This is a genomic window from Rahnella sp. P4_A8, from assembly GCF_056402435.1.
On sequence record NZ_JBFUHK010000008.1, the window covers coordinates 42,670 to 68,025 of the forward strand.

Below are 25,356 nucleotides of genomic sequence, written 5' to 3' on the forward strand. Positions count from 1 at the left end.
AAAGGAGTGGAAAATGAAATGGTTTAACACGTTGAGCCACCACCGCTGGCTTGAGCAGGAAACCGACCGGATCTTCGATTTTGGCAAAAATGCCGCTGTGGCCACCGGCTTTGGCTGGCTGGGCAATAACGGCCAGGTCCGGGCAGAGATGGGCACCCATTTGTGGATCACTGCCCGCATGCTGCACGTCTATTCCGTTGCCGCAGGCATGGGCCGTCCCGGTGCGTATGCGCTGGTGGATCACGGCATCCGTGCCCTCAACGGCGCGCTGGCGGATAAACAATACGGCGGCTGGTACGCCTGCGTAAATGATGAAGGCGTGGTGGATGCCTCGAAACAAGGTTATCAGCATTTCTTTGTTTTGCTGGGCGCCGCCAGCGCGGTCACCACCGGCCATCCTGAGGCCAGAGCGTTACTCGATCAGGCCATCGGCGTGATCGAAAAGTATTTCTGGAGTGAAGACGAACAGATGTGTCTCGAGTCGTGGGATGAAGCCTTCAGCGAAACCGAAGCCTATCGCGGCGGCAATGCGAATATGCACGCCGTCGAAGCTTTCCTGATTGTTTATGACATCACGCACGAACGCAAATGGCTGGATCGCGCATTGAGGATTGCCTCGGTCATTATTCATGACGTCGCCCGGCCCGGCGAGTATCGCGTTAATGAACATTTCGATACGCACTGGAACCCGATCCGCGATTACAACAAAGATAATCCGGCGCACCGTTTCCGCGCTTACGGCGGCACGCCGGGGCATTGGATCGAATGGGGACGGCTGATGCTGCATCTGCATGCCGCGCTGGAAGCCCGTTTTGAAACGCCACCAGCCTGGTTGCTGGAGGATGCCAAAGGGCTGTTCCACGCCACCCTCCGCGATGCCTGGGCACCGGATGGCGCAGACGGTTTTGTTTATTCCGTTGACTGGGACGGGAAACCCATCGTGCGTGAACGCGTGCGCTGGCCGGTTGTGGAGGCAATGGGCACCGCGTATGCACTGCACTGCGTGACCGGCGAGGCGCAATACGAAACCTGGTATCAGACCTGGTGGGATTACTGCGTGAAATACCTGATGGACTACGAAAATGGTTCGTGGTGGCAGGAGCTGGACACTGACAACAACGTCACCACCAAAGTCTGGGACGGCAAACAGGATATTTATCATCTGCTGCACTGCCTGGTGATCCCGCGTCTGCCGCTGGCACCTGGGCTGGCGCCTGCCGTGGCTGCGGGTCTGCTGGACGTTAATGCAAAATAAAAATCACGGAGACCATCATGAGTACCCTACAAAATAAAAATACTCAGATTGAATTTATCGCCGGTAATAACGAATTTTCGCTGATTTATCAACAGCGTCTGATTTTACGTCATACCGCGCAAGCGCCTTGTTTGTGGATTGGCGGCGGCGAAGCGGATATCGATATGTTTCGCGGTAATTTCAGTATTAAAGATCGTCTGAATGAAAAGGTCGCCCTGACAGACGTTAAGATCACTGCGCAACCCGCGGGATGGCACTTACATTTCAGCCGTGGTAATACGCTCAGCGCTACGCTGGTTATCACCACCGATGATAGCGGGCGTTTACAGCTCAACCTGCAAAATGATAACCGCGCACATAACCGCATCTGGTTGCGGCTGGCAGCGCAACCGCAAGATCATATTTACGGCTGCGGTGAACAATTCTCTTACTTTGATTTGCGCGGCAAACCTTTCCCGCTGTGGACCAGCGAGCAGGGCGTCGGGCGCAACAAACAAACCTATGTGACCTGGCAGGCCGACTGCAAAGAGAACGCAGGCGGCGACTATTACTGGACGTTCTTCCCCCAGCCGACCTTTGTCAGCACGCAGAAGGTTTACTGCCATGTTGAAAACAGCGGTTATATGAATTTCGATTTCAGCGCGCCGGACTACCACGAACTGGCCTTCTGGGAAGATAGCGCCACGCTGCGTTTTGAATGTGCCGACGACTATATCAGCCTGCTGGAAAAACTCACTGCGCTGTTGGGCCGCCAGCCGGAATTACCGGACTGGGTATACGACGGCGTGACGCTGGGTACTCAGGGCGGCACGGAAGTCTGCCAGCAGAAACTCGACGTGATGCGCGAAGGCGGCGTGAAGGTCAACGGCATCTGGGCGCAGGACTGGTCCGGTATCCGCATGACCTCATTCGGCAAACGCGTGATGTGGAACTGGAAGTGGAACAGTGAGCTGTATCCGCAACTCGACCAGCGTATTCCTCAGTGGAAAGAAGAGGGCGTGCAGTTCCTTTCTTACATCAATCCGTATGTCGCCAGCGATCGGGATTTGTGTGCCGAAGCCTCAAAAAAAGGCTATCTGACCAAAGATGCCACGGGGGGCGATTATCACGTCGAGTTCGGCGAGTTTTACGCAGGCGTGGTCGATCTGACCAATCCTGCTGCCTATGACTGGTTCAAAAACGTCATCAAAAAGAACCTGATTGAACTGGGATGTAGCGGCTGGATGGCGGATTTCGGTGAATATCTGCCAACCGATACCTTCCTGCACAACGGCGTCAGCGCGGAAATCATGCATAACGCCTGGCCCGCACTGTGGGCGAAATGTAACTACGAAGCCTTGCAGGAAACCGGCAAGCTCGGCGAGGTGCTGTTCTTTATGCGCGCCGGTTACACCGGCAGTCAGAAATATTCGACGATGATGTGGGCGGGTGATCAGAACGTTGACTGGAGCCCGGACGACGGGCTGGCCTCGGTGATCCCGGCGGCCTTGTCGCTGGCAATGAGCGGCCACGGTCTGCATCACAGCGATATTGGCGGTTACACCACGCTGTTCGAGATGAAACGCAGCAAGGAACTGCTGCTGCGCTGGTGCGATTTCAGCGCCTTCACCCCGATGATGCGCACTCACGAAGGCAACCGTCCGGGCGACAACTGGCAGTTTGACGGCGACGCGGAAACCATCGCGCATTTCGCCCGCATGACCGGCGTGTTCACTCATCTCAAACCGTATATCCGGCAGGCCGTGCAACAAAACAGTCAGCGCGGTTTACCGGTGATGCGTCCGTTGTTCCTGCATTACGAAGACGATGCCCGCACCTATACCCTGAAATATCAGTACCTGTTTGGCCGCGATCTGCTGGTGGCACCGGTGCATGAAGAAGGGCGCAGCGACTGGTCGCTGTATCTGCCGCAGGATACGTGGATCAACGCCTGGACCGGGGAAACGCATCACGGCGGCGATATTACGGTGGCCGCGCCGTTAGGACAGCCGCCGGTCTTTTATCGTGCAGACAGCGAGTGGGCAGCGCTGTTCGGTGCATTACGTCACCTCTGATAAGGCTTGCCCGCCGGGGGGAATACATCGCCCCGGCGGGTGAAGGAGAATAATAATGAGTCAGACAACATCGGAAAACCCCGCGACCCTGCGCCTGCCTTTCAGGGAAAAACTGGCCTACGGCATGGGGGATTTAGGCTCCAATATCCTGCTCGATATTGGCACGCTGTACCTGCTGAAATTTTACACTGACGTGCTCGGCCTGCCGGGGACTTACGGCGGCATTATCTTTTTGATCGCCAAATTCTTTACCGCATTTACCGATATGGGCACCGGCATCATGCTGGATTCGCGCCGTAAGATCGGGCCAAAGGGCAAATTCCGCCCCTTCGTATTGTACGCCGCGTTTCCGGTGACGTTGCTGGCCGTCGCCAATTTCGTCGGCACACCGTTTGAGATCACCGGTAAAACCGTCGTGGCAACACTGTTGTTTATGTTGTACGGGCTGTTTTTCAGCATGATGAATTGCTCGTATGGCGCGATGGTGCCTGCTATCACCAAAAACCCGGACGAGCGGGCGTCACTCGCGGCATGGCGGCAGGGCGGTGCCACGCTGGGACTGCTGTTGTGCACTGTCGGTTTTGTGCCGGTGATGAATCTGCTCGAAGGCAGTTCGCAGCGCAGTTATATCTTTGCGGCGACGCTGTTCTCGCTGGTCGGGTTACTGTTTATGTGGCTGTGTTATGCCGGCGTGAAAGAGCGTTATGTCGAGGCGCAGTCCGCCAGTGATACGCAAAAACCGGGGCTGTTGCTGTCATTCCGGGCGATTGCCGGTAACCGTCCGCTGTTCATTCTGTGCATCGCCAATCTCTGCACGCTGGGGGCGTTTAACGTCAAACTGGCGATTCAGGTGTATTACACGCAGTACGTGCTGAATGACCCGATCCTGCTCTCTTATATGGGTTTTTTCAGCATGGGATGCATTTTCATTGGCGTGTTCCTGATGCCTGCCGCCGTCCGGCGATTCGGTAAGAAAAAAGTGTATATCGGCGGTCTGGCGCTGTGGATTGTCGGCGACATCCTTAACTACTTCTATGGCAGCGGCTCGGTCAGCTTTGTCGCGTTCTCCTGTCTGGCGTTCTTCGGATCGGCGTTCGTCAATAGCCTGAACTGGGCGCTGGTGTCCGACACGGTGGAATACGGCGAGTGGCGCACCGGCGTGCGTTCGGAAGGCACGGTCTACACCGGTTTCACCTTCTTTCGCAAAGTTTCACAGGCACTGGCGGGGTTCTTCCCCGGCCTGATGCTGACGCAAATCGGCTATGTGCCTAACGTGGTGCAGTCGGCGGGCACGCAGGAAGGGCTGCGTCAGCTGATCTTCATTTATCCCTGTGCGCTGGCGGCAATCACCATCGTGACGATGGGCTGTTTCTATAACCTCAACGAGAAAATGTACGTGCGCATCGTTGCGGAAATTGAGCAGCGTAAGCAGACGGCATAATGCATTCACTGTAACAGCGCCCTGCGGGGCGCTTTGAGGATCGCCTATGAAGGATTGTCATCACCCTGATCCGCTGACGTTGCGTGAGAAGTGCGCCTATGGAATGGGCGATTTTGGCTCGAACCTGATGTTATGTATCGGGACGCTGTATCTCCTGAAGTTTTATACCGATGAACTGGGCATGCCGGCGTTTTATGGCGGCATCATCTTCCTGGTGGCGAAGTTTTTCACCGCTTTCACCGATATGCTGACCGGCGTGTTACTTGATTCCCGCCGTCATATTGGTGCGCGGGGTAAGTTCAGACCGTTCATTTTGTATGCCTCCGTGCCGGTAGGGCTGATCGCGACGGCGCAGTTTATGGCGAATGATTTCGGCCTGCCGGTGAAAACGGCGCTCGCCACCGTACTGTTTATGTTGTTCGGCTTGTTCTACAGCCTGATGAATTGTTCATACGACGCGATGGTGCCCGCTATCACCAAAAATCCCCATGAACGGGCGCAGCTTGCCGCCTGGCGCCAGGGCGGTGCCACGCTCGGATTATTGTTGTGTACCGTCGGGTTTATGCCGGTACAGGCGTTGTTCGGCAATTCCCCTTCGGTGGGGTATTTCTCCGCTGCCCTGATTTTCGCCACCTGCGGCATTCTGTGTATGGGCTGGTGCTATCGCGGCGTCAGGGAACGTTACGTTGAACTCACGCCTGCGGGACATAAATCCGGCATCCTGCGGTCGTTTCGCGCCATATTTCGTAATCCGCCGTTGCTGGTACTGTGCCTCGCCAATCTGTGTACGCTGGCGGCGTTTAACATCAAACTGGCGATCCAGGTGTATTACACGCAGTACGTGCTTAATGATATTCATCTGTTGTCGTGGATGGGGTTTTTCAGCATGGGCTGCATTCTGGTCGGTGTCTTTCTGGTGCCGGGTTGCGTGAAACGCTTTGGCAAAAAACAGGTGTACCTGGGGGGATTACTGTTGTGGGCAACCGGCGATATGCTTAATTTCCTGTGGGGAAACAGCTCGTTAAGCTTTGTGCTGTTTTCCTGCATGGCATTTTTTGGCACCGCATTTGTCAACAGCCTGAACTGGGCGCTGGTGCCAGATACCGTGGATTATGGCGAATGGAAAACCGGTATTCGTGCCGAAGGCTCGGTGTATACCGGTTATACCTTTTCACGAAAAATATCTGCCGCGCTTGCCGGATTCCTGCCGGGAATTATGCTGACTCAAATCGGTTATATCCCGAATGCGGTGCAGGGCAGCGCGACCTTACTCGGTTTGCGTCAGCTGATCTTTATCTGGCCCTGTGCACTGGCTATCAGTGCGGCGATCATTATGGGCGTATTTTACAAACTCAATGAGGAACGCTTTGCCAGAATCATTGAGGAAATCGGCGCGCGCAAAAAAGGGGAGATTCCAGATCCTGTCACCGGCAAAGAAAAGACGTCTGTGTTAAGCCTGTAAATCGTTCAGGTTTGCTATGGTTAACCGAGGGCACTTTCGTGCTACGTAGCCATCACGTTACAAGGAGAAACCCAAACATGACCAGTTCGGAATTGCTGACCTATTGCATGGGAAAACCCGGTGCGGAGCAAAGTGTTGAAAATCAGCGCGGCGCAAATCAGGTAAAAGTGGGCGACGCGATGTTTGCCATGGTGTGTGAAATTGATGGCCGCGAGGCTATTTCGCTGAAAACCAGCCCTGAACTGGCAGAGCAATTACGGGCAGCACATCCGGATATTGTGCCGGGAGATCATCTCAACAAAGCGCACTGGAATACCGTGTTCCTCGACGGCTCGCTGCCCGATTCACAGTTTTATTATCTGATTGATGATTCCTACCAGTTGGTGGTATCCGGTCTGCCGGAGGCGGTGCGTCAGGAAATTGGCCGCTGATTATCCGGCCAGTTGCCACTGCTGAGGGTTGCAGGAGAGAAGTCCGCCACCTCTGCCCGCCACGGCAGTGCGCCGCGAAAGCGCCACACGCGGGTGATGTCCAGACTCCAGTAACGTTCTGCGCCTGCTGGCCCGGGAATATCCTCCGGCTGCCAGTGGATTTGCGTGTGTCCCTGAAGATGCAACAGGTCACCGTTTTCGAAATCGATAAACAGCAGTGCAGCACGCGGTTCTGCCAGCAAATTCCCCAGCGTATTCATATAACGGTTGCCGCGAAAATCAGGCACCCATAAGCGGTTTCCCACCAGATGCGCAAATCCCGGCTGGCCGCCGCGATGCGACACATCGGCACCGCCGTGCGCGTGGCTGGCGATAAAAAACGTATCGGCGCGGGCAATCAGTGCGCGGGCGTCAGCATCCGGTTCGGTCATATCTTCCCGCGCAGCCAGCGGCAAACTGACGGGCACATCGGCCAGTTTGCGTATCTGGATATACTGCGGACAATTACCAAAACTTTGATCGACGACGATCTCAATGCGGTTTTTATCCATGCGCCCGATCCTGCCGTTCACGCGGTTACGCCGCCGGTTGGAAAAATCGATCCCCAGCCCGCCAATCTGTTTCCCCGGCTGTAAAGCGGCCAGGGCCGGATCGTCCGCCCGTCGCGGCGCATTTATCCGCAAATGGATGTCATCCGGCGTACTGATAAACCCGGCGGGGCCGGTCAGCAGGGTTGCCACCGGCCAGCCGTTTTCGTCCAGTGTTGAGATAAACAGATACGGCAGCGCGGCGAAAAAAAGCCGGTGCTGTTCCGGCATCGCATCGCGGATGCCGTGTGCGGAAACATCAAACCCTGCCATGTCCTGTGCCAGGATTTCGTCTGCATGGAAAGGATGGTTCATCGCGTTTTACCCCACAATTTCAGGCAGTGGCAACGCCGGAAGTGGCGTAAAGCCCGGCAGGTTTTGCACCCGTTTCAGCCAGCGGCGAATCGCCGGGTAATCCGCCAGCGAAACGCCGCCTTCCGGAGCCGTCGCCACATAGCTGTAACAGGCCAGATCGGCAATGGTGGCCCGCTCCGTCGCCAGAAACTCGCGGCTTTCCAGATGCTGTTCAAGCTGTGGCAGAAACTTTGCCGTCACGGCCAGCGCGCTTTCATAAGATTCCGGTGCGGCGAACTGTTTCACCATACGGGCAGATGCCGGGCCGTAACGCACTTCACCGGCGGCGCGGGACAACCATTTTTGCACCTCAGCGGCCTGCACCGGATCTTCCGGCAACCAGTGGCTGTCGGGCGCGTAACGTTTCACCAGATACACCAGAATCGCATTACTGTCGGTGACAACGAGTTCGCCGTCGGTCAGCACCGGCACCTGCTGCAGCGGATTTAACTGCGCGAATTCGGCGGTTTGACGAATGTCTTTGCCGCCGTCTTTGTTCTCAAAGGGCAGGCTGAGCATGTTCAGCAACAGAGTTACGCGGTGGCAATGGCCGGAAAGCGGTGTGCTGTAAAGTTGAATGGCTGGCATGGAATGTCTCCTTTATGGGTCTGGCGTCAAGATTACTCTTGCATCAAATGATTGGGATCCACGAAGATTGAAATTGAGCGTTTCACCTGGTGGAAGAATCTATGGACCGTTTAGATGAAATGGCGATTTTTGTCGCTGTACTTCAGTATGGCAGCCTGGCGGAAGCTGCCCGTAAACTTCACCGTTCTCCTCCGGCGATCACCCGCGCCATTGCTTCGCTGGAACACCGGTTCGGCGCAAGGCTGGTCGAGCGCACCACGCGCAGTCTGGCGCCGACAGAAGCAGGCGCACGGCTGGCGGAAAAAGCGCGACTGCTGCTCAGCCAGTATCAGAACGCGGTAGAAGATACCGCGGAAACCCAGCTCAGCGGCTTGCTGCGCATCACCGCACCGGTACAGTTTGGTCGTAAACACGTCGCGCCGCTGGTGATGGAATTTCTGGCGCAACATCCTGATATGCAAATCGAAATGATGTTAAATGACCGTAATCTGGATCTGATTGACGAAGGGTTAGATCTGGCGGTGCGCATCGGTCATCAGGAAGATTCAGGCAAAGTCGCCCGTAAGGTTGCGCAAGTCACCCGCGTTCTGGTCGCCAGTCCGGCGTATCTGGCGCAGCATGGCGAACCACAGCATCCGTCGGAACTCGCTTCTCATCAGACGGTGATGGGCACGCTGCGCACCCAAATCCGTGAATGGCGTTTCGGGCCGAATGAGGACGATTTGCGCGTGCGGCTGTCGCCACGTTTGCTTTCCAACGATGTGGAATCGCAACTGCTGGCGGTGCGCAGCGGGCAGGGGATAGCACGGTTATTGTCGTATCAGGTCAGGGATGATGTGCAGGCAGGCCGTATGGTGCGGCTGCTGAAGGATTTCGAACCTTTGCCGTTGCCGGTACAACTGGTGGCGCAGCAGGTACAGCAAATGCCACGCAAGGTACGGACTTTCTGGGATTTTGCTTATCAGCGGCTGAGTGCACTGCCGCAGCTTCATGCTTTAGATGCATCTTCGGAACAGTGACGCCGATCACGCTCGCTGGCGGTAAAAATAACCTACTCTGAGAGTTGTGCAAAAACAGTGAGTTACTTGAGGACAGGTTGTCCGTTTGCTCACGCCAACCCAGAAGGAAAGGATGATGACCCGTAACCGGCTGAATCTTGCCACGCTTTTGATTCTGGCGCTCAGCGCGCCGTTCCCGCTGACCGTCTCTGCGCAAAGCTTGCCGCAGGATCCTGATGCGTCGGTGCCTGCGAAAAATTACATCACGGCGGTGAATCCTGATTTAACCATCACTTACCGGCTGTATGCGCCGACTGCCGAACATGTCGATGTGGTGACCGGTGCCACGCCGGTGACCTACATTCCGCATCAGATGACCAAGGACGATAAAGGTGTCTGGAGCTGGACATCGGGTGCACAGAAGCCTGATCTCTATGAATATTTCTTCAACGTGGATGGCTTGAGGATTGCCGATCCTGGCAGTGCAATGCCCAAGCCACAGCGTCAGGTGAATACCAGTTTGATCCTGGTGCCCGGCAGTATTCTTGATGTGAAAAACGTGCCGCACGGCGAAGTCCGTACGCTGACCTATCATTCCGCCGCGCTGAATTCCGAACGTCAGGTCGCGGTGTGGACGCCACCGGGTTACACCGAGGCTTCACAGCCGTTGCCGGTGCTGTATTTCTATCACGGCTTTGGCGACACCGGTCGCTCGGCGCTGAATCAGGGGCGCATTCCGCAGATCATGGATAACCTGCTGGCGGAGAAAAAAATCGTGCCGATGCTGGTGGTCATTCCGGATACCGAAACCGACGCCAAAGGCGTGGTGCCTGAAGATTACGTCACCAAAGATCGCCGCAAAGAGTTTTATCCGCGCAATGCTGCCGCCGCAGATAAAGAGCTGACCGGTGATATTATCCCGCTGATTTCTAAAACCTTCCGTGTGCGTGATGACGCAACCGGACGCGCGCTGGCCGGGCTTTCACAAGGCGGTTATCAGACGCTGGTCAGTGGCATGACGCATCTCGACCAGTTTGGCTGGCTGGCGACACTCAGCGGTGTCAGCACCACCACCGTACCCAATGCGGATGTGGCGAAACGCTTAGCTGAACCGGAAAAAATCAATGCACAACTGAAAAATTTCACCGTGGTTGTCGGCGAGAAAGATGTGGTAACAGGGAAGGACATTGCCGGATTGAAAACCGAGCTGGAAGAGAAAAAGATTAAATTCGATTACCACGAATACCCGAATCTCGGCCATGAAATGGACGTCTGGCGCCCGGCCTATGCGGAGTTTGTGCAGAAGATATTTAAGTAGGGTCACACCGTGTAAAGTCTTTTTCGATGTATAAAGTGATTTACTTTATACTTTAAAAAATGACTTTACACGGATCTGCAAATGACACAGAAGATAACGCAACTGGTTAGCTACCTTGAAACGGTTTTAGGCTTTCGCACTACAGCCACCGAAGTAAAACTCTCAGTTTCATTCAGTCTTCAGGAGTTGTTTGGTTTCTTCGAACTGGAAGTTGGTGTGCCGGGTGACGCTCCTCTGATTCTGCTGGCGGCTTTACAGCGGGATGACACCTATCCGGGCATTGTCACGATAAGGAAACGTCTGTCACTCATTGAAAAGATGACAGATAAGGTGGTTGTCTACGTCTGCGAAAATATGAATCTGGCGGAACGCCGCAGCTTGATTGACCATCACATAAATTTTATTGCGATTAAAAAGCAGTTATTTATTCCTGAACTGGCCATGGATTTGCGCGATGCCTTCAGAATTCGTAAAAAAAGCGCCGGCAAAGACGTGCAAAACGATTTTTCTCCGGCCACTCAGGCTATGCTCATCCAGCTTTTATGGGATGAGTCATTCTCTAAATCCGGTATTACCTGTACGGCTGAGCAGTTGATGGGCTTATATAATTACAGTCGCGTGACGCTCTCAAAAGCCATTTCTGAGCTGACAAAATCCGGGCTTCTTGCTTCAACGCATGAGAAAGATTTTTCGACCCGATTTTATTCACTCAGATTTTCGCGCTCAGAGACTTTCGTAAAATCTCTTCTGCTGATGCGTAATCCGGTGAAGAAAATCGTCTGGATTAACAAGCTACCTCCTTTAGATGAGGGGGTCTGTTATGCCGGAGACAGCGCTTTAGCGGAATACACGATGCTGGCCCGTGGCGCTAAGCCTGTGTTTGCGATGACCCGGGAAGTATTCACTTCACTCCTGAAAAGGGGGGAATTTGATGAAGTGACTCATATCGACAGCGCTGTAGCTACAGTTGAAATCTGGAGCTACCGGAGTCCCAAAGCTTCAACACATATCGTTGATGAAATATCTCTGTATCTGACACAGAAAGATAATCAGGATGAACGGGTCCAACTGGCGCTCAGTGAACTTAAGGATCAATACCCATGGATGAAATTCGGGGACTAAAACTGTTTGGCGAGTATTTCAAAAAATATCAGGATCAATACGTCCTCATCGGTGGTGTCGCATCCTGGATCACTATGGATGAAGCCGGGGAAGAATTTCGGGCCACCAAAGATCTGGATATTGTCCTCATTATTGAGGCGCTGAGCCCTGATTTTGTCAGTCTGTTTTGGGAATTTATAAAGTCAGGCAACTACGAAATCCGCCAGACGGGTGAGGGAAAGCCCATTTTTTACCGGTTTCTGAAACCAGAAAACACGAGTTACCCCTTTCAGATTGAACTTTTCTCGCGTTCTCCACAAGGAATGGAACCTCCGGAAGATGCTCAGATTATCCCGATCCCCAAAGATGAAGGTGTTTCCAGCCTCTCAGCTATCCTCCTCGATGAACATTATTATTCCTTCCTCAGGGATGGCCTCCTGCGCACGGAATTATTCTCGTATATCGGAGCAGACAGGTTAATCCCTTTAAAAATGAATGCGTGGCTTGATCTGTCAACCCGCAAGGCGGCAGGAGAACCTGTGGATTCCCGTGTTGTGAATAAGCACAGAAATGATGTGATCCGGTTATCAGGTCAACTGACAGGAAAGGCTGCCACCATTCCCGAGAACATTCGGGCTGACATGGAGAGCTTTCTCACAAAACTGTCAGATGAGAATATTGATCTCAGGTCACTGAATCAGCGGGGGTCTGTAGAAGATGTCATTAAAAGGATCAGAGAAGGATTTGGTCTGTAATCAGGGCAAACAAAAAGGCCTTCCCGTTTGGGAAGGCCTTTTGCTATGGCTTAAGCGCTTTTCTTCGCCTGCTGGCTGTGGCGTTCCAGCAACGGTTTCAGGAAGCGCGCAGTATGCGATTCTTTGCATTCCGCAACGGTTTCCGGCGTACCGGCGACCAGAATCTGTCCGCCGCCCGCACCGCCTTCCGGCCCGAGATCAACAATCCAGTCCGCAGTTTTAATCACGTCCAGATTGTGTTCAATCACCACGATGGTGTTGCCCTGATCGCGTAGCTGATGCAGCACTTCCAGCAGTTGCTGAATATCGGCAAAGTGCAGGCCGGTGGTCGGTTCGTCGAGAATATACAACGTCTGACCGGTGCCGCGTTTGGACAGCTCACGCGCCAGTTTGACGCGCTGTGCTTCACCGCCGGACAGCGTGGTCGCTGACTGGCCGAGGCTGATGTAGGTCAGACCGACGTCGATCAGCGTCTGCAATTTACGCGCAAGGGCAGGGACGGCATCGAAGAAATCACGCGCTTCTTCAATGGTCATCTCCAGCACTTCGTGGATGCTCTTGCCTTTGTATTTAATTTCCAGCGTTTCGCGGTTATAGCGTTTGCCTTTGCACTGATCGCACGGCACATAAATATCCGGCAGGAAGTGCATTTCAACTTTGATCACGCCGTCGCCCTGACAGGCTTCGCAGCGGCCGCCTTTGACGTTGAAACTGAAACGCCCCGGCGTGTAGCCGCGTGAACGTGATTCCGGCACACCGGCAAACAGCTCGCGCACCGGCGTGAAAATACCGGTGTAGGTTGCCGGGTTAGAGCGCGGCGTACGGCCAATCGGGCTCTGGTCGATGTCGATGACTTTATCGAAATGGCCCAGACCTTCGATTTCACGGTACGGCGCAGCTTCAGCAATCGTTGCGCCATTCAGCTCGCGCTGTGCCAGCGGGAACAGCGTGTCGTTAATCAGCGTCGATTTACCGGAGCCGGACACGCCGGTGATACAGGTAAACAGGCCCACCGGCAGCGTCAGCGTGACATCTTTCAGGTTGTTGCCTTTAGCGCCGGAAAGTTTCAGCACTTTGGTGGCATCCGCCGGGACGCGCTGCGCCGGTACGGAGATTTCCCGTTTACCGCTCAGGAACTGGCCGGTCAGTGAATTCTCGGTCGCCATAATGTCTTCAGCGGTGCCTTCAGCCACCACTTCGCCACCGTGTACGCCTGCACCCGGACCAATATCAATAATATGGTCGGCAGCGCGGATCGCGTCTTCGTCGTGCTCGACCACAATCACTGTGTTACCGAGGTCGCGCAGGTGGATCAGGGTTTCCAGCAGACGCTCGTTGTCGCGCTGATGCAGGCCGATAGACGGCTCATCCAGCACGTACATCACGCCCACCAGACCGGCACCAATCTGGCTCGCCAGACGGATACGCTGGGCTTCGCCGCCGGACAGCGTTTCCGCAGAACGTGACAGCGAGAGGTAATTCAGGCCGACGTTCACCAGGAATTTCAGGCGATCGCCAATCTCTTTCAGCACTTTCTCAGCGATTTTGGCGCGCTGACCGCTGAGTTTCATATTGCGGAAGAAATCCATCGCATGGCCGATGCTGAAATCAGAGATTTCCGGCAGCGTGGTTTCTTCGACAAATACGTTACGGGCTTCTTCACGCAGGCGGGTGCCGCTGCAGGAAGTACACGGACGGTTGCTGATGTATTTCGACAGTTCTTCACGTACTGCGCTGGATTCCGTTTCTTTATAACGGCGCTCCATATTGTGCAGTACGCCTTCAAACGGATGGCGACGAATCGAGGTATCACCGCGATCGTTGATGTATTTGAATTCAATGGTGGTTTTGCCGGAACCGTGCAGGATGGCGTTTTGCACGTCACTGCTCAATTCGTTAAACGGCGCTTCCACGTCGAAATCATAATGCTCACCGAGAGAGCGCAGCATCTGGAAATAATAGAAGTTACGACGATCCCAGCCGCGGATAGCCCCACCCGCCAGCGAAAGCTCAGGGTTCTGCACCACACGATCAGGGTCGAAGAACTGCTGCACACCCAGCCCGTCACAGGTCGGACAGGCTCCCGCCGGGTTGTTGAACGAGAACATACGCGGTTCAAGCTCGCGCATGCTGTAGCCGCACACCGGACAGGCAAAGTTGGCCGAGAACAGCATTTCTTCGGCTTTCGGGTCATCCATATCGGCGACCACGGCGGTACCGCCGGAAAGCTCAAGCGCGGTTTCAAACGATTCCGCCAGGCGTTGCGCCAGATCGTCACGCACTTTAAAGCGGTCAACGACCACTTCAATGGTGTGTTTCTTCTGCAATTCTAATTTTGGCGGATCGGACAAATCACACACTTCACCATCAATACGCGCACGGATATAGCCCTGCGACGCCAGGTTTTCCAGCGTCTTGGTATGCTCACCCTTGCGGTCTTTAATGATGGTCGCCAGCAGCATCAGACGCTGGCCTTCCGGCTGTGCCAGCACGTTATCCACCATCTGGCTGACGGTCTGGGCTGACAGCGGAATATTATGATCCGGGCAGCGCGGCTCGCCCACGCGGGCAAACAGCAGGCGCAGGTAGTCGTGGATTTCGGTGATGGTCCCGACGGTAGAGCGCGGGTTGTGTGACGTTGATTTTTGCTCAATCGAAATCGCCGGAGACAGACCTTCAATATGGTCGACGTCTGGTTTTTCCATTAAGGATAAAAATTGGCGTGCGTAGGCCGACAGCGACTCGACGTAGCGGCGCTGGCCTTCGGCGTACAGCGTATCGAACGCCAGAGAGGACTTGCCTGAACCGGATAAGCCGGTGACAACAATCAGTTTGTCGCGCGGGATAATCAGGTTGATATTCTTGAGATTATGGGTGCGTGCGCCCCGAACTTCGATCTTATCCATTCATCATTCCCGGATTAACTTGATAGCTCACCGTGCCGGTGACCGCCGTGAAAACCAGTTTCGCGCCAGCCATCGAATCGGGCACAGAGAAGAACGTAACGCGCAATTATGACACAAATCACAGCCTGTGCCACCCCAAAACCTGAATGTATATCCAGTACTCAATGTAACAATGGAATGTTTGCTGAACAATCTGGAAAGAAAATCGCAGTGCATGACATCCGTGGTACGGAGGCAACGTTTTGTGGTTATAATGTCGCGAAGTGAGTTTCCTCACACCCCAAACTGTGGTTTCAACCACGACATACATCATCAGGAGAATCCACATGGCCAGCAGAGGCGTAAACAAAGTTATTCTCGTCGGTAATCTGGGGCAAGACCCGGAAGTCCGCTACATGCCTAACGGCGGCGCGGTTGCCAACATCACTCTGGCAACGTCTGAAAGCTGGCGTGACAAAGCCACCGGCGAGCAGAAAGAAAAAACCGAATGGCACCGTGTGGTGTTGTTCGGCAAATTAGCGGAAGTCGCAGGCGAATACCTGAAGAAAGGTTCTCAGGTTTATATCGAAGGCGCACTGCAAACCCGTAAATGGACCGATCAGGCTGGCGTTGAAAAATACACCACCGAAGTCGTTGTTAACGTCGGCGGCACCATGCAGATGCTCGGCGGCCGTGCAAGCGGCGGCGCACCAGCAGGTGGCGGTCAGCCATCCGCAGGCGGCCAGCAGGGCGGTTGGGGTCAGCCTCAGCAGCCACAAGGCGGCAACCAGTTCAGTGGCGGTCAGCAATCTCGTCCGGCTGCGCAAAACAACGCGCCAGCACAGAACAACGAACCCCCAATGGATTTCGACGACGATATCCCGTTCTGATTCATTGCCTTCGGGCATCAACGTTCAGAACAACAAAAAGCCCCGAAAGGGGCTTTTTGCTTTGCAGCGTTTACTACTTTCAATTCCTCACACTTTCCCCACCGCACCAAACACTAATCTGCCCTGATGGAATGTCGCTTTCACCTCTGACACCCGCGCCACCGCTTCGGCAGAGCAACTGGCGTCGACCAGGATCATTTCGGCGTTATCGTTGACCGCAGGCCACTGGCGTGTGCCGCTGTCGTCGAGCGGCAGGACGTTGCCGGTGGCGATAGCGAGGGAGCGCGTCAGGCCAAATTCGTCGGAGTTACCGTAGAGCTGGGCGTAGAGGCTGGCTTTTTCCAGCATGCTGCCGGTGCCGAACGGCGACCAGTGATCAATGACGCTGTCTGTGCCGGTCATGACAAATACGCCGTTCTGGCTGAGCTGCGGCAGCGGCATATTCAGTTTGCCGAGCGGAATGGTGGAAGCGACGGTGAACTGCTGCTCTGAAAGCCCTGCAATGACGTCGTCGAGTTCCGCGCCCTGCATCATCGCCAGCGCAAAACCGTGGCTGAGCGTCACTTTGCCTTTCAGTTGCGGGTTTTTCTCCACGGTCTGAATCATGTATTTCACTGCCGCAATACCGGCTGGCGTGGTTTCATGCAGATGAATATCCACGCCTTTATTCGTATCCAGTGCAATCTGAAACATCGCGTCGAGGGATTTTTCCATCGCGCCATCCACGTTAGTCGGATCCAGTCCGCCGACGTATTGCGCGCCCATTTGCATCGCCTCACGCATCAGGCCATCGACTTTCGAATGCAGCAAGCCGTGTTGCGGGAACGCCACAATTTCACAACTGAAATCCTGCTGATGTTTTTCCAGTGCGATTTTCAGATGCTCAAGGCTTTTCAGGCCGCTGACCGGGTCGATATTGCAGTGGCTGCGCGCCACGGTGGTGCCTTTGGAATGCAGCAGCCCGATGATCGCTTCGGCATGTTCCACCGATGTTGGTAGCAGTTTGGGGATCAGCACCTGTTCGCGGGCAATCATGTCCATGATAGTTTTGCCTTTACGCGGGCGCGGTGCTTCCCATTTGCCGCCGTAGAAGGTTTTGTCGAGGTGAATATGCATGTCGCGCGTGGCGGGCAGCAGAAGTAATCCTCTGGCATCAAAAGCAGGCAAGGTGCTGGCCGGGGCGTCTTTTGCCGGCTGGATCGCCACGATTTTGCCGTTGTTGATTTCAAGATTGTACAAACCGGTTCTGGTGGCAATAACGATATCGCCTTCGCGCTCAAAACCCTCTTCCAGCCGCACATTGCGCAACTGGTAATGCGGCGCAGAAATCGCGTTGATCTGGCTGGCATCGTCACATTTTTCGTCCATCGCGCCCGGTTTGAACGGGGAGGCTGATGCCATACCTGCGGTTAACAGCGCGCCGGTGGCAGTGATTTTGGCGCTATGCGAAAGAAAGTTTCTGCGGCTTTGTTGCTGAGGATTTTGCACGTCGAATTCCTTAATCATGATGCGGGAGGATGCTGCTTTTCCCTTCACCTTAAAAGATGACGCCGGTTCCGGCTGCGATTTTTCCCACTGCCTGCCAGTGGAAAATGCAATGGCTAACTAAGCTGACAAAAATCCTTTAATTTTCCGGCCAGTGCAATCTGCGCAGGCGTCGCGTCGTGGCGGTAAAACAGCGCCAGCTCGACGTTATCAATCGGCGGCAATCCGCTTTCTGCCCCAAGAATCCGGTGCTCCGGCTGGCGGCAACTGGCGGGCAATAAGGTGACACCCAATCCGGCCGCACTGGCAGCGACCAGCGCGGCGAGACTGGCGCTGCTGTAACTGATACGCCAGCTACGTCCGAGAGCATCCAGTGCCTGACACAGTTCTTCGCGGTATAACCCGTTGAGCGGAAACAGCACCAGCGGGATGGGATCCCGTTCAAACGCCGGAAACGCCGCGCTGTCCAGCCACAGCATCGGCTCGGGGCGCGAGGCGTTGGCCTTTTCGCCGGTGAGTTGTTTCACCAGAATGATATCCAGCATCTCCTGTTGCCAGGCGCGGCGCAGTTCGTGACTCAGGCCGCTGGTGACATCGAGGCGAATATGCGGATGGGCGCGGCTGAATTGCGCCAGCAGGGACGTGGTAGCCGCGGCAAAATCTTCAGGCACGCCGAGACGCACTACGCCGTCCGGCCACTGGTCACTCAGCGCATCGTGCGCTTCACCGTTCAGGGCGATAATCCGCCGCGCATAACCCAGCAACCGTTCACCTTCTTCAGTCAGTTGCACCTGATGAGACGTGCGTTCCAGCAAAGGTTTTCCCAGCGCTTCTTCCAGGCGGCGGATTTGCTGGCTGACTGTCGATTGCGACAGGTACACGCGGTCGGCCGCACGGGTAAAACTGCCGGTTTCGCAGACGGCGACAAAACTAAGCAACTGCTGCGGGCTGAACATCGGATAGCGATTCATTTTTTAAATGTTTATGCTTTTGGTATTCGAAATATCAATACTTAGCAGAGTATCAACCTTCCCGCTCTCGCACCAGACCAGAGGCTGAGAACCCCTTAGAAGAAAAGGTTTCCTTTATGTTTTCTGAATTAATCATGTTCAACATTGAAAGTATTTTTTCTTTATCATTTGCAAAATTTTTCTTAATAATGGAATGAAGTGATTTTATGAGAATGGATTCAGTTAGACTGATACAAAATTATAATGGGATATATAATAAATTCCGACAGGGGGAATATATTAAGAAAAATAAATGGGATCATTGTGATGAGAAAAAACGTAAGGGCGCATGGACCGGAAATGTCTATGATCGCGCCGGCCGGGTGGTTGAATATGGTCTTGAAAACGGTGTGTGTCAGGGGCTGGTGGGCGCATACCTGATATCAGGTCAAAGCTGGAGCCGGTTCAGTGCCTATATTGCCAGTGAAAAAGGTAAGACGGTGGTGCGGGGGATCATGAATTTTCAGGAACACCTGAGTGCCAGCGGGAATATGAAAGAAATGAAAAGTGTTTTTCATGGCATTCTAAAATCTTATCAGGTTAATTTTATTCGGGAGGAAATAAAATTGACTGGAAACACCGCAATTACCATGGCGCAGTCAATATTAAAAAGTGTCAGTCAGGGCAATGGCTGTCATATATCGATTAAAAAATCTTCCAGCGGACACTCATTAGGTCTCAGGGCAGAATCCAATCAAATAAAAATCTTTGACCCCAATTATGGTGAGACGGTTTTTCCCTTTAAGAATGGTATCAGCGATGAAATGGAAAAATTTCTGATACATATTTTTTCTGAATACTACAGCCAGTACTTTATGTTGACGGTTGAACATTATTCAGCTTCCGTTTTTTCCTGAATCTCCGGACTCACAGATAACAGTGAAAAACCACTTTTAAGGTTTTATTCTTAGCGTTGATATGTATTTAACTTCTGTATTCCGATTGTTTAATGGTCGTTGTAAAATAAGTCAACTTAATTATTTATTTTAAAACAAATGTTTGTTACAAATTATAATATCGAGGTACGATAATTTACTAACAGTAAAATGATTAACCTCAAGGGTGAAAGTGTGTTCGTCTCAAAAAATAAAATTAAATATGGCAGGATAGCCATGGCTATCGCTGCTTGTTTGCCATTTTATACCTCAGCAGAAATAAATATTAGCAATGTGGCAACGCAAAGAGGTGGTTACCATGTACCGGATGTTGTACTCACTGTGCCTGATGGCATGAAGATGATCGACATGAGTTCTATGCAACGGGAAATATCACCGGGTCCTTCTCCTAATCCTCCCGCGCCTGTTCCGGTACCTGACCCTCATCAGGACGGGTTACCTATTCCTGATGATCAAAATGACTATGCCCGGATGAAACTCTCAACCGAAATATCTGGCTATAAGGTTTCAGAGAATTCAAGTCCATATGAAATAAAAGCAATCACTGTGCCAGGTGGACAAGCCGTGCGTTTATTAGAAGCTAAAACGGTCGATTCCAGTGATAACAATATCTCTCCAGTTGTTGCAAAAGGGGAGATGGTTTACACCGATGTAAATGGGGTGGAGCATTCCCGTCCTTACGAAGTTTCAACAGACAGTGCGGAAGAAACATTCGAAGCACTGAAAAATATGAAAGAACAGCTGAGACAGGAGGTCTTCCCGGACGCGGCGGTAACCTCTGCGGTGTATGGTTCCATTGCTGCGCCAAAAGCCTGGAGCGCTGATACGACGGTCGGTGAAATACATGGCCGTCAGGTTAACGGGACTACTGAATTCTTTGAAGCAAAGTTTAATGGTAATGCGAAAAGTAAAAACTGGTATTACCCGGAAAATAAAAAAGATAATGCCTGGTGGCGTGTTGTTCATCCAAAAGAATATTATGCCATTACGTCTGACTGGCATTTTGGGGCAGAGACTACATCTACGCCATATAACACGGTACCCAGCAAAGCTAACTTTAAGAAGATTGATGCAATTAACACACTGAAAGACAAATACGGTGATGCCTTCAGGGGGACGATTATTAACGGCGACATTACCCACTGGGGGCATGGTGGCGAGTGGTCTGATGCCAAGAAAGCTTTTGGCAAACTTAATGCACCTTACTGGTACGGGCTGGGTAATCATGATTATGACGGCAATGTGAATGACTGTGGTTTGTGGGAAAATCGCTGTGCAATTCGTAGTATCCGGAATTTAGTTGATCATATTAATAGTTTGAAAGATGTCGTTTCCGTTGATTACGACGTCATGAATGGTTATAAATTCCCGCATCTCAGTACCAACTATATTGGCAGTTTCGGTTACAGTTTTGATATTGCGGGTATTCGTTTCATTCAGCTTAATAATAATTTGCATTATACGAAGGAATTTTCAGGGTTTAATTCGGATGCTGCCCGCCGGTATGATATTAAGGTCAGGGACGGTGAGGGCTGGTTCCGTGAGCAGTTACGCGATGCAGGCATAAAAGGTAAAGCAACAATAGCGTTGGAGCATGGAGGTGAAAGTTACAGTGAAAATGAGACTCCAACGCGGGATATACTGGGGGAGTATGGCGGCTCGATAAGATTTGGTGGCCATTCACATGGTATCTCTTCATCAAACAGCGGGGCGGCTTATTACGGCGATATGCTGATTCTTGAGCTTGATTACAATAAGCAGACAGGAAAAACATATATGGTAAGCAATGATAAAATTGATGAAATGTCACCGGGAGCGGAATTTACACTTAATTTTAACGCCCCGGAAATGGCACCTGTACCGAAAAGTTACGTCCTGAGTCTGCGTAATAAAGGCGGTTACACAGGTTATTACAGACTCACTTATACCAACAGCAGTACTAAAGCCAATTTCAACAAAGAATATAAATTATCGCTGGGTAATACTCAGCAGGTTATTATTCCTGCTGAAGCGACGAACGTAAAAATTAAAGGTGTAACAGGAACGGGACGGGCTTTATATTCCCAGTCACTGACCAAACAGGAAAATACCTGCATAGAAACGTGGGGAACGCTACCTCGTAACCTGCACTGGGGTTGGTGCAAGTAACGCACTGCGGCATTTGTGGATCCAAATTATCACTCCCTCTGCTGGGTGAGTGATTTGCGAATATTTGTCTGATGTAAATCTCCCTCCGGCTTTCTCTCCGCCCCATCCTTTCGCACCAGAGTGATTCACTTCGCGGCTATTACGCCACTCTTGCTCCAAAACGACGCCTCGTTTTAGCGCATTTCACCTGCGCTTCGGCAGTTAATGATTTCACTTAAGATTGTATACAAGGCTTTGGCGGCAAATCGTCTTTCTGGTACAGAAATTGCTTTTCCCTAAAGAGACTCAGGGGAGAAAAATATGAAAGCGATCGTGATTGGTGGCGGTATTGGCGGTGCGTGTGCGGCGATTGCGCTGAAGCGTTTTGGTATCGAAACGGCGGTATACGAGGCGGTGAAAGAGATCAAACCGGTCGGTGCGGCGATTTCCATCTGGCCTAACGGCGTAAAGTGCCTGAATTATCTCGGCATGAAAGAGGCGCTGCGCGAACTCGGCGGCAACATGCGTTTTATGGCCTACAAAGAATATCAGCAGGGTCAGACCATGACGCGTTTCAGTATGGATCCGCTGATCCAAAGCGTCGGCGAGCAGCCATATCCGGTGGCACGCGCGGAACTTCAGTCGATGCTGCTGGAGACTTATGGCCGCGACCAGGTGCAGTTTGGCAAGCGCGTGACGCACGTTGAAGAATCTGCCGACAGCGTCACCGCCTGGTTTGACGACGGCACTTCCGCGACCGGCGATCTGCTGATTGCCGCTGACGGCACCCATTCCATTATCCGCCAGCACGTTCTGGGTTATGCAACGGAGCGCCGCTATGCCGGTTATGTTAACTGGAACGGCCTGGTGGAAATCGATGAAAGCATCGCGCCTGCCGACCAGTGGACGACGTTTGTCGGCGAGGGTAAACGCGTGTCCCTGATGCCGGTGAGTGGCAACCGTTTCTACTTTTTCTTTGATGTGCCGCTGCCAAAAGGCTTGCCGCAGGATCGCACTACGGTACGCGAGGATTTACAGGGTTACTTTGCGGGCTGGGCGGAACCGGTGCAGAAGCTGATCAGCCAGATCAATCCTGAAACCACCAACCGCGTTGAAATCCACGACATCGAACCCTTTATGCAACTGGTCAAAGGCCGGATTGCGCTGCTCGGTGATTCCGGCCACAGCACCACGCCGGATATCGGGCAGGGCGGTTGCGCGGCGATGGAAGATGCAGTGGTGCTGGCAAATATGCTGCAAACCAATTCATTAGGCATTGAAGATGCATTGCTGCGTTATCAGGAAAAACGGGCATATCGCGTGAAGGATCTGGTGCTGAAGGCGCGTAAACGCTGCGATGTCACCCACGGCAAAGAAATGGCCGTGACCGAACAATGGTATGAGGATCTGAAAAGCGAAACCGGCGAACGCATTCTTTCCGGCATGTGCGAAACCATTCTGGGCGGTCCGCTGGAATAACGTCGGGGGCGTAAGAAACAACTTTTACATATCCTTAAAGCTTCCTGTGTTTTTGCCGAAAATAGCATCAGAAGGATCAAGGTATCCACTGGCGCTATGGCGCAAAAACATAGAGACTCATCGGGATGACAGTTATCTCTGCGACAGGTAATCAGGCGCTCAACACGCTGGTTACGTCAACAAAATCACTGACGGCAGTCACTACTGCAGCCAGCCAGCAGCAGGCTTCGACGGCGCAATCCACCACGGTAATGATCGGCCAGGCGGACACCGCTTCGCCGGTCTACAACATCACCAAACCGGCACTGGTCTGGGAACGTTCTTCCAGTGATCTGATGTCTTCAAAGCTTGCATCGAACTTCAGCCATTCCGGCAATGCGGCGCGTTTTACCGGACTCGGTGCGGCGCTGCTTGAGCGTTTCACTACCGACAGCAGCAGTTATTCGCAATCGGTGATGAAGCAGACTTCCGCTCAGTCGACCCGTTCGGCGGCCAACGTTGCCGCCCAAACCCAACTTCATACCAAAGCTGATAACCAGATAAGCCTGAGCATTAAAACTGCCAGCGGCGCACTGGTGGATATCACGCTGGGCAGTGATGATGACGGACTCGGCGTGCAGGTGAATGTCAGCAAAGGCACGCTCAGCGATGCCGATCGCAAAGCGCTGGCCGGTCTTGCGGAAGGTTTTCAGAAAGCGATTGATGGCCTGACGGCGCAACCGCCGAAGCTCGTTCTGAGTGGCCTGACGAAGTTTGATACCTCGGTGCTGTCGTCGGTGGACTTACACGCCACGCTGGGCACCACCAATACCCAGACGCTGGATTTTCATGCTGATGCGAATACCCGCTCAGTGAAATCGACCGGTGTTGCTGGCACGGTGGATATCAGCGTCGACATGAGTAAGCGCGCACTGCTGGGCACAGAAAGCCAGCAGAAGCAGGCGCTGAACAGTTATCTGAAACAAATCAGCAGCGCGGGTAATCGTGGCAATGGTGACGAATCGCTGATGAACATGTTCAAAGATGCCTTTACGGCGCTGAACAGCAATTATGGCGAAACCGCGACGACTTATAAAAGCGGGGGTGCTGAGCCGGTTTATTTCTCGCTGACCAAAACCGATAAAAACATGATGACCGGGCTGGCGGATTTCACGGCGTCAGTCTCGCAGACACCGGTCGATTCCACCAATCCGGTGCGCCCGGATGAAACCGATACGTTCTCTTATCAGGTTTCTCAAACCAGCACGATCACCGGCACGGGTACGCAGGACCGCAATATCACGCAGAAGCAACAGTCACATCTGGTCGCCAGTTATCATGCATCGCTGACACCGGGGCTGAAACTGAATCTGACCAGCGACCGCAACTCGCAGAATTACCTTTACTATCAGATTGATGACACGGCAGAAAGCACGACGTCCGTGCAATATCACAAAGGTGCGCTGATGAGTGCCACCGTGGCTCAGTCCGCCAGCAACTCAACACATATTCAGAAATATGTGAAAGGCGCACTGGAATCCGACATCACCACGCCGGAAATCACGTCGAAAACCACTGACCTGCTGGGCACGCTGCAATCGGCCTGGGAAAATAACGCCCCGCGCATGTCGTTCCGGGATTATCTGAATCATCAGACCCTGCCGGATCTCAGCGGGATGGTACTGATGGAATCGGATGCTGCGCAGTTGAAAAACAGTCCTTCATTAGTGTAGATAAAACCAAAACAGCCCCTGACGGGGCTGTTAATCATTACATCTCAAATTTCATGCCTTTCACCACAATTTCATCAAATTGCAGATGATGCATAAATTCGCGCAAAATCAGCAGTGTGGCGGCGAAATCATTGCCGTCGGGGATACCTTCGAAATGCGCCGGGCGGCCATTAATGACCAGCGCCAGCCGGTCGAAAGTGCGTTCCACCGCGTCGAGCGACAACATCATCACTTCATTTTCCGCCTCACCGGCAATGCGGGCCAGCGCACGGATATCGTTGTCCGTGCTGAACAGTTTAGCGCCCGGCGGAATGTCGTGCCGGATGCGTATCACTTCGTCCTCGACCACCATAATGGCAGTTTCCATTTCATCCGGCGTCGGCGGTGAATGACGAAAATAGCCGACAGAGGTGAGTTGTGAGCCCAGTGTCAGGAGCAAACTTTTATCGTCGTCATCATCATTACGGACGATAACTTGCGTTTCTTCGCTGCCGATATGCAGCAATACAGCAGGTGTGGTCATCGGCA

20 protein-coding genes are annotated in these 25,356 nt (G+C 53.1%); 14 read left to right on the forward strand and 6 right to left on the reverse strand.

The genetic code is table 11. The annotated features are described in order from the left end of the window. Window positions 1-13 precede the first annotated feature (13 nt). The 5 genes from yihS to AC1DUO_RS06525 all read left to right on the forward strand — a co-directional run bounded on the left by yihS (window position 14) and on the right by AC1DUO_RS06525 (window position 6,643). Complete coding sequence (gene yihS, locus AC1DUO_RS06505) at window positions 14-1,255, forward strand: sulfoquinovose isomerase (RefSeq protein ID WP_119262157.1); 1,242 nt, start codon at window positions 14-16, stop codon at window positions 1,253-1,255. Window positions 1,256-1,272: 17 nt separating this feature from the next. After that, complete coding sequence (locus tag AC1DUO_RS06510; protein WP_119262156.1) at window positions 1,273-3,309, forward strand: alpha-glucosidase; 2,037 nt, start codon at window positions 1,273-1,275, stop codon at window positions 3,307-3,309. Between the two features lie 55 nt (window positions 3,310-3,364). Next, complete coding sequence (locus AC1DUO_RS06515) at window positions 3,365-4,750, forward strand: MFS transporter (protein ID WP_119262155.1); 1,386 nt, start codon at window positions 3,365-3,367, stop codon at window positions 4,748-4,750. A 46-nt stretch (window positions 4,751-4,796) separates the two neighbouring features. Continuing rightward, entirely contained in the window at window positions 4,797-6,212 is a 1,416-nt protein-coding gene (locus AC1DUO_RS06520; RefSeq protein ID WP_477986835.1) for an MFS transporter, read from the forward strand. 77 nt (window positions 6,213-6,289) lie between these two features. After that, entirely contained in the window at window positions 6,290-6,643 is a 354-nt protein-coding gene (locus tag AC1DUO_RS06525; protein WP_013577348.1) for an MmcQ/YjbR family DNA-binding protein, read from the forward strand. Here the strand turns inward: AC1DUO_RS06525 and AC1DUO_RS06530 are convergent. Both AC1DUO_RS06530 and AC1DUO_RS06535 read right to left on the reverse strand, forming a co-directional pair. Further along, on the reverse strand, window positions 6,625-7,545 hold the full coding sequence (locus AC1DUO_RS06530; protein ID WP_119262154.1) for a pyridoxamine 5'-phosphate oxidase family protein: 921 nt from the start codon (window positions 7,543-7,545) through the stop codon (window positions 6,625-6,627). The genes AC1DUO_RS06525 and AC1DUO_RS06530 overlap by 19 nt on opposite strands. Before the next feature lie 6 nt (window positions 7,546-7,551). After that, window positions 7,552-8,172: a glutathione S-transferase gene (locus AC1DUO_RS06535; RefSeq protein ID WP_119262153.1), complete on the reverse strand. Its 621-nt coding sequence runs from the start codon at window positions 8,170-8,172 to the stop codon at window positions 7,552-7,554. A 101-nt stretch (window positions 8,173-8,273) separates the two neighbouring features. Between AC1DUO_RS06535 and AC1DUO_RS06540 the strand changes: the two genes are divergently transcribed. The 4 genes from AC1DUO_RS06540 to AC1DUO_RS06555 all read left to right on the forward strand — a co-directional run bounded on the left by AC1DUO_RS06540 (window position 8,274) and on the right by AC1DUO_RS06555 (window position 12,344). Next, entirely contained in the window at window positions 8,274-9,191 is a 918-nt protein-coding gene (locus tag AC1DUO_RS06540) for a LysR family transcriptional regulator (protein ID WP_013577345.1), read from the forward strand. A 115-nt stretch (window positions 9,192-9,306) separates the two neighbouring features. Then, on the forward strand, window positions 9,307-10,488 hold the full coding sequence (locus AC1DUO_RS06545; RefSeq protein ID WP_119262152.1) for an esterase: 1,182 nt from the start codon (window positions 9,307-9,309) through the stop codon (window positions 10,486-10,488). Between the two features lie 81 nt (window positions 10,489-10,569). Continuing rightward, window positions 10,570-11,610 (forward strand): hypothetical protein, encoded by a 1,041-nt coding sequence (locus tag AC1DUO_RS06550; protein WP_015690547.1) that lies wholly within the window; start codon window positions 10,570-10,572, stop codon window positions 11,608-11,610. Beyond that, window positions 11,589-12,344 (forward strand): hypothetical protein, encoded by a 756-nt coding sequence (locus AC1DUO_RS06555; RefSeq protein ID WP_013577342.1) that lies wholly within the window; start codon window positions 11,589-11,591, stop codon window positions 12,342-12,344. The genes AC1DUO_RS06550 and AC1DUO_RS06555 overlap by 22 nt, the downstream gene beginning before the upstream one ends. Before the next feature lie 50 nt (window positions 12,345-12,394). Here AC1DUO_RS06555 and uvrA read toward each other — a convergent pair whose 3' ends face one another. After that, on the reverse strand, window positions 12,395-15,250 hold the full coding sequence (uvrA, locus tag AC1DUO_RS06560) for an excinuclease ABC subunit UvrA (protein ID WP_013577341.1): 2,856 nt from the start codon (window positions 15,248-15,250) through the stop codon (window positions 12,395-12,397). Between the two features lie 326 nt (window positions 15,251-15,576). Between uvrA and AC1DUO_RS06565 the strand changes: the two genes are divergently transcribed. Further along, on the forward strand, window positions 15,577-16,119 hold the full coding sequence (locus tag AC1DUO_RS06565; RefSeq protein ID WP_013577340.1) for a single-stranded DNA-binding protein: 543 nt from the start codon (window positions 15,577-15,579) through the stop codon (window positions 16,117-16,119). Window positions 16,120-16,206: 87 nt separating this feature from the next. Here AC1DUO_RS06565 and AC1DUO_RS06570 read toward each other — a convergent pair whose 3' ends face one another. Continuing rightward, window positions 16,207-17,625 carry an amidohydrolase family protein gene (locus AC1DUO_RS06570; RefSeq protein WP_112197673.1) on the reverse strand — a complete coding sequence of 473 codons (1,419 nt, stop codon included), beginning with the start codon at window positions 17,623-17,625 and terminating at the stop codon, window positions 16,207-16,209. Between the two features lie 95 nt (window positions 17,626-17,720). After that, window positions 17,721-18,575, reverse strand: coding sequence for a LysR family transcriptional regulator (locus tag AC1DUO_RS06575; protein ID WP_037034979.1), 855 nt, complete (start codon window positions 18,573-18,575; stop codon window positions 17,721-17,723). Between the two features lie 206 nt (window positions 18,576-18,781). Between AC1DUO_RS06575 and AC1DUO_RS06580 the strand changes: the two genes are divergently transcribed. From AC1DUO_RS06580 to AC1DUO_RS06595, 4 genes are all read left to right on the forward strand, one after another. Further along, window positions 18,782-19,471, forward strand: a complete 690-nt coding sequence (locus tag AC1DUO_RS06580; RefSeq protein WP_013577337.1) for a YopT-type cysteine protease domain-containing protein — start codon at window positions 18,782-18,784, stop codon at window positions 19,469-19,471. 255 nt (window positions 19,472-19,726) lie between these two features. Beyond that, entirely contained in the window at window positions 19,727-21,658 is a 1,932-nt protein-coding gene (locus AC1DUO_RS06585) for a metallophosphoesterase (protein ID WP_222940634.1), read from the forward strand. 300 nt (window positions 21,659-21,958) lie between these two features. Then, complete coding sequence (gene hpxO / locus AC1DUO_RS06590; RefSeq protein ID WP_013577335.1) at window positions 21,959-23,116, forward strand: FAD-dependent urate hydroxylase HpxO; 1,158 nt, start codon at window positions 21,959-21,961, stop codon at window positions 23,114-23,116. A gap of 125 nt (window positions 23,117-23,241) precedes the next feature. Next, entirely contained in the window at window positions 23,242-24,828 is a 1,587-nt protein-coding gene (locus AC1DUO_RS06595) for a hypothetical protein (protein WP_477986842.1), read from the forward strand. 37 nt (window positions 24,829-24,865) lie between these two features. Here the strand turns inward: AC1DUO_RS06595 and AC1DUO_RS06600 are convergent, their stop codons facing one another. Further along, window positions 24,866-25,351: a hypothetical protein gene (locus AC1DUO_RS06600; protein ID WP_126124315.1), complete on the reverse strand. Its 486-nt coding sequence runs from the start codon at window positions 25,349-25,351 to the stop codon at window positions 24,866-24,868. Between the last annotated feature and the right edge of the window lie 5 nt (window positions 25,352-25,356).

Bases quoted from the DNA above. Each gene is read 5' to 3' on its own strand.
- AC1DUO_RS06555 (WP_013577342.1), top strand. From the start codon at position 11,589: ATGGATGAAATTCGGGGACTAAAACTGTTTGGCGAGTATTTCAAAAAA.
- AC1DUO_RS06575 (WP_037034979.1), bottom strand. From the start codon at position 18,575: ATGAATCGCTATCCGATGTTCAGCCCGCAGCAGTTGCTTAGTTTTGTC.
- AC1DUO_RS06550 (WP_015690547.1), top strand. From the start codon at position 10,570: ATGACACAGAAGATAACGCAACTGGTTAGCTACCTTGAAACGGTTTTA.
- yihS (WP_119262157.1), top strand. From the start codon at position 14: ATGAAATGGTTTAACACGTTGAGCCACCACCGCTGGCTTGAGCAGGAA.
- AC1DUO_RS06510 (WP_119262156.1), top strand. From the start codon at position 1,273: ATGAGTACCCTACAAAATAAAAATACTCAGATTGAATTTATCGCCGGT.
- AC1DUO_RS06540 (WP_013577345.1), top strand. From the start codon at position 8,274: ATGGACCGTTTAGATGAAATGGCGATTTTTGTCGCTGTACTTCAGTAT.
- hpxO (WP_013577335.1), top strand. From the start codon at position 21,959: ATGAAAGCGATCGTGATTGGTGGCGGTATTGGCGGTGCGTGTGCGGCG.
- AC1DUO_RS06565 (WP_013577340.1), top strand. From the start codon at position 15,577: ATGGCCAGCAGAGGCGTAAACAAAGTTATTCTCGTCGGTAATCTGGGG.
- uvrA (WP_013577341.1), bottom strand. From the start codon at position 15,250: ATGGATAAGATCGAAGTTCGGGGCGCACGCACCCATAATCTCAAGAAT.
- AC1DUO_RS06545 (WP_119262152.1), top strand. From the start codon at position 9,307: ATGACCCGTAACCGGCTGAATCTTGCCACGCTTTTGATTCTGGCGCTC.
- AC1DUO_RS06595 (WP_477986842.1), top strand. From the start codon at position 23,242: ATGACAGTTATCTCTGCGACAGGTAATCAGGCGCTCAACACGCTGGTT.
- AC1DUO_RS06515 (WP_119262155.1), top strand. From the start codon at position 3,365: ATGAGTCAGACAACATCGGAAAACCCCGCGACCCTGCGCCTGCCTTTC.
- AC1DUO_RS06535 (WP_119262153.1), bottom strand. From the start codon at position 8,172: ATGCCAGCCATTCAACTTTACAGCACACCGCTTTCCGGCCATTGCCAC.
- AC1DUO_RS06580 (WP_013577337.1), top strand. From the start codon at position 18,782: ATGAGAATGGATTCAGTTAGACTGATACAAAATTATAATGGGATATAT.
- AC1DUO_RS06520 (WP_477986835.1), top strand. From the start codon at position 4,797: ATGAAGGATTGTCATCACCCTGATCCGCTGACGTTGCGTGAGAAGTGC.
- AC1DUO_RS06600 (WP_126124315.1), bottom strand. From the start codon at position 25,351: ATGACCACACCTGCTGTATTGCTGCATATCGGCAGCGAAGAAACGCAA.
- AC1DUO_RS06525 (WP_013577348.1), top strand. From the start codon at position 6,290: ATGACCAGTTCGGAATTGCTGACCTATTGCATGGGAAAACCCGGTGCG.
- AC1DUO_RS06530 (WP_119262154.1), bottom strand. From the start codon at position 7,545: ATGAACCATCCTTTCCATGCAGACGAAATCCTGGCACAGGACATGGCA.
- AC1DUO_RS06585 (WP_222940634.1), top strand. From the start codon at position 19,727: ATGGCTATCGCTGCTTGTTTGCCATTTTATACCTCAGCAGAAATAAAT.
- AC1DUO_RS06570 (WP_112197673.1), bottom strand. From the start codon at position 17,625: ATGATTAAGGAATTCGACGTGCAAAATCCTCAGCAACAAAGCCGCAGA.